We start from the raw sequence: 3,875 nt of genomic DNA, 5'->3' as shown, positions 1-3,875 counted from the left end.
AACTGGTTTGCTCATTGCTGTTACTGTACCTCATAACTGTGGGAAATGCTATAAGTGCAGTAGAAGGAAAATTTACAAGTGGATAATGGGTAAAAAAAGCTAATAAGACAATGCTTATCATCACTTCTAAGTTTAGTAGAGAAGCCACAAAATATACCACCGTGATTAATAGCAAAAAAATTTTAATGGATGGTGCAGAACTGTGTGAATTATTAATTGATTATAAAGTAGGGGTTTCAACAGTTCAATCCTATGCTATCAAAAAAATAGATGATGACTATTTTACAGAATAACCCGTTTTGCTTAAACTAAGAACAGAAACAGATAGAGGTTAAATTAAATATGTCTATGTTGCTTGCTGGGGATATTGGTGGCACCAAAACTATTTTACGTTTAGTTAGTTCAGAAGAGGTTAATAAAGGTAAAAATTTACCTCAACAAAGTAACTTATCCGAAAAATCTTATCTTAGTCAGGAGTATAACGATCTAGTTCCCATTGTAGAAGATTTTTTAAGGACATCTAAAGAGAAATTACAAGGGGAGATAACAGTTAAAAATGGTTGTTTTGGTATTGCCGGTCCAGTGCTTAACAATACCTCACAATTAACAAATTTGAATTGGCCAAAATTGACAGGAGAACGCTTAGCAAAAGAGTTATTGTTAGAAAGAGTTGATCTAATCAATGACTTTGCAGCTATTGGTTACGGTGTTTTAGGGTTAGGAAAAGATGATTTATTAACCTTACAAGATGGAGAGGCAAGAGCAAATACTCCCATAGGGATATTGGGTGCAGGAACTGGTTTAGGTGAATGTTTTTTAACTCCTATGGAAAGTGGTAATTATGACGTATTTTCTACTGAAGGCTCTCATGCAGACTTTGCACCACGGAACCAATTAGAATTTGAATTATTGACTTACATAAAAGATAAGTACAATTTACCCAGAGTTTCAATAGAAAGAGTTGTATCTGGTATGGGAATTAGTGCTATCTATCAATTTTTACGCCATAAATATCCTGAAAAAGAATCAGATGAATTAAAGCAAATTTATCAAACTTGGGACAACGGAAAAAATGTCGATCTCACTGCTCAAGTATCTAAAAGAGCCTTAGAAAATAATGATCCCTTATGTCAACAAGCAATGGAGATGTTTGTTTCAGCCTATGGTGCAGAGGCAGGAAATTTAGCCTTAAAATTGTTGCCCTATGGAGGTTTATATATAGCAGGAGGAATCGCTCCTAAGATAGTAAAAATAATGCAATCAGGAACATTTATAGAAGCTTTTAAAGCAAAAGGAAGGATGAGTTCACTACTATCTAAAATGCCTGTACACATTATTCTAAATCCCAAAGTTGGTTTAATCGGTGCGGCTATTCGGGCTGCTCAATAACCTTTTTAATAACTTCTTGCTCCTAACCTTATGAACCCCTCCCAGATTATTGTTGTCAAAGTTGGTACCTCTAGTCTTGCTCAACCAGAGACAGGAAAATTGGCTTTATCTACTATTGCTGCTTTAGTGGAAACTTTAACAAAATTACGACAATTGGGGTATTGTGTTATCCTAGTTTCATCTGGTGCTGTAGGAGTGGGTTGTAGTCGTCTTAAATTAGTAGAAAGACCCAAGAAAATAGCAGTTAAACAAGCAATCGCAGCCGTAGGACAAGGGAGATTAATTAGAATTTATGATGACCTTTTTACGGCTTTAAATCAACCTATTGCTCAGGTTTTATTAACCCGTCGAGAATTGATGGAACGTAGTTGCTATCTAAATGCTAAAAATACTTTTGATGCGTTGTTTGAATTAGGAGTGATTCCCATTGTTAATGAAAATGATACTGTTGCTATTGAAGAGTTAAAATTCGGAGATAATGATACCCTTTCCGCTTTAGTAGCAACTTTAGTGGGTGCAGACTGGTTGTTTATTTTAACCGATGTTGATCGACTTTATTCGGCTGATCCTCGTACTTTTCCTGATGCTAAACCTATCAAAGTTGTTAATAGTTTAGAATTAGATAACTTACAGGTTAAAGTAGGAAGTAAAGGATCTCAATGGGGAACAGGAGGAATGTCAACCAAACTAACAGCAGCACGACTAGCGACATCTGCAGGAATAACTACAGTTATAAGTCATGGAAAAAATCCAGAAAATCTCTTAAAAATTATTCAAGGTGAAGAAATTGGTACGAAATTTGAAGCACAATTAAAAAATGATAGTGCGCGTAAACGTTGGATCGCTTATGGTTTATTACCCAGAGGAAAACTATATCTTGATCAAGGTGCAGTAAAAGCAATTTCTCACAAAGGGAAGTCTTTATTAGCTGCAGGAATTATCAAGGTCGAAGGTGAGTTTGATGCTTTGGAAGCGGTTCAATTATGTAGCGATAATGGTCAAGAAATTGCTAGAGGAATTGTTAATTATAGTCAAGAAGAAATCAATAAAATTAAAGGCAATCATTCAGAAAAAATATACGATTTGTTAGGCTATCATGGAGCAGAAACTATCGTCCACAGAGATAATTTAGTCATTTATTAGAGTAAATTGAGGTCAAATTATGGAATCAGATAAGGAGTTAACTCCTTCACAGTCTTGGCGAAAATTATTAACAGAAAACCGTGCCATCGCAGTTATTCGTACGAATAATATTGAGCAGGGAATTAACATGGCCAAAGCAGTAGCAAGCGGTGGCATGAATATCATTGAAATCACTTGGAATAGTCACAAACCCGGCGATATTATCCAACAATTAAAACAAGAATTACCTCACTGTCTTGTTGGCACCGGAACCATCTTAACCTTAGAAGAATTAGAAAATGCGATCGCAGCCGGTATTCAATTTTGTTTTACTCCCCATGTCAATCAAACTTTGATCAAAACAGCGATTAACCACCATATTCCTATCATTCCAGGTGCCTTATCCCCCACAGAAATTGTTACTGCTTGGCAAGCAGGAGCTAGTTGTGTTAAGGTCTTCCCTGTACAGGCTATTGGTGGTATTGGCTATATTAAAGGGTTACAAGGTCCTCTGGGTTCAATTCCTCTCATCCCCACAGGAGGAGTTACTTTAGATAATGCATCCTATTTCATCGAAGCAGGGGCAATCGCTGTTGGTTTATCTAGTCAATTATTCCCCTATCATGCCTTAGAACGTCAAAATTGGGATATCATTACCAAACAAGCTCAGGTTTTAATGCAACGTCTTTCAGCATTTAATCAATAAAAAGGCCTACGAATTTGATTCGTAGGCTGAATATTCGAGTTGTTAAGAATAATTACGATTACTTGACAATTATCTTGCCAACCATGCCGGCACCACGGTGAGGTTCACAATAGTAGGAATATTCTCCGGGTTCGTTAAAGGTGGTTTCGTAGCCATCTCCAGGGGAAAAAACCAACTGTTTATGGTTGTATTCACTAACTCCTTCAAAAACAACGTTGTGGGGAGATAGTTTGTTATTAACCCACTTTACTGTGTCTCCTGCACTAATTTCTATCTTGTTGGGCTGAAATGCTAACATTCCAGAGTCAGCACCCATTTTTACCTCAACGGTTTCTGCCGCTGCGGGATTAACAGCAACGAAGAAACTAGAGACGACTAGAGCAATAGTAGTAACGAGTAGACCTATTTTCTTGAGCATTATATTGTTCCTTATGAGTTCTGCAGGGCAAAACTGTATTTTGTTTTTGTTTTTCCACTCTTGATTATAAGTAAAATTAATAACTTTGACAAGCTGTCTTTGGACAAAAAAGTTTTTTTTTGGTATCGTACGACCTAAACTATGACAGAGTAGATAGTTTGACATTGTGTCTTTTGACAGACCAATAAATGTATCTTCTCAAAAAGCCAGGGGTCACTCGCTGCGAAAACTTAGGCCAAA

At 36.6% G+C, this 3,875-nt stretch carries 4 protein-coding genes and 1 pseudogene; 4 read left to right on the top strand and 1 reads right to left on the bottom strand.

Annotated elements, in window-relative coordinates:
• Positions 1 to 104: 104 nt before the first annotated feature.
• From P9B04_RS16380 to P9B04_RS16365, 4 genes and pseudogenes are all read left to right on the top strand, one after another.
• Positions 105 to 293: pseudogene (locus P9B04_RS16380) on the top strand (restriction endonuclease); the annotation flags it as partial.
• A gap of 49 nt (positions 294 to 342) precedes the next feature.
• Complete coding sequence (locus P9B04_RS16375; protein ID WP_342056056.1) at positions 343 to 1,389, top strand: glucokinase; 1,047 nt, start codon at positions 343 to 345, stop codon at positions 1,387 to 1,389.
• Positions 1,390 to 1,419: 30 nt separating this feature from the next.
• Complete coding sequence (gene proB, locus P9B04_RS16370; RefSeq protein ID WP_342056055.1) at positions 1,420 to 2,532, top strand: glutamate 5-kinase; 1,113 nt, start codon at positions 1,420 to 1,422, stop codon at positions 2,530 to 2,532.
• A gap of 19 nt (positions 2,533 to 2,551) precedes the next feature.
• Positions 2,552 to 3,217, top strand: a complete 666-nt coding sequence (locus P9B04_RS16365; protein WP_342056054.1) for a bifunctional 4-hydroxy-2-oxoglutarate aldolase/2-dehydro-3-deoxy-phosphogluconate aldolase — start codon at positions 2,552 to 2,554, stop codon at positions 3,215 to 3,217.
• A gap of 58 nt (positions 3,218 to 3,275) precedes the next feature.
• Here P9B04_RS16365 and petE read toward each other — a convergent pair whose 3' ends face one another.
• Complete coding sequence (petE, locus tag P9B04_RS16360) at positions 3,276 to 3,635, bottom strand: plastocyanin (protein ID WP_342056053.1); 360 nt, start codon at positions 3,633 to 3,635, stop codon at positions 3,276 to 3,278.
• Positions 3,636 to 3,875 lie beyond the last annotated feature (240 nt).

The organism is Crocosphaera sp. Alani8 (genome assembly GCF_038442745.1).
Classification (GTDB): Bacteria; Cyanobacteriota; Cyanobacteriia; order Cyanobacteriales; family Microcystaceae; genus Crocosphaera.
Note: the sequence above shows the minus strand (reverse complement) of the source record. Positions and strands in the feature narration are given on the sequence as shown.

What these genes read in the sequence shown, in the direction of transcription:
- P9B04_RS16375 (WP_342056056.1), top strand. Translation starts at nt 343, where the DNA reads ATGTCTATGTTGCTTGCTGGGGATATTGGTGGCACCAAAACTATTTTA.
- proB (WP_342056055.1), top strand. Translation starts at nt 1,420, where the DNA reads ATGAACCCCTCCCAGATTATTGTTGTCAAAGTTGGTACCTCTAGTCTT.
- P9B04_RS16365 (WP_342056054.1), top strand. Translation starts at nt 2,552, where the DNA reads ATGGAATCAGATAAGGAGTTAACTCCTTCACAGTCTTGGCGAAAATTA.
- petE (WP_342056053.1), bottom strand. Translation starts at nt 3,635, where the DNA reads ATGCTCAAGAAAATAGGTCTACTCGTTACTACTATTGCTCTAGTCGTC.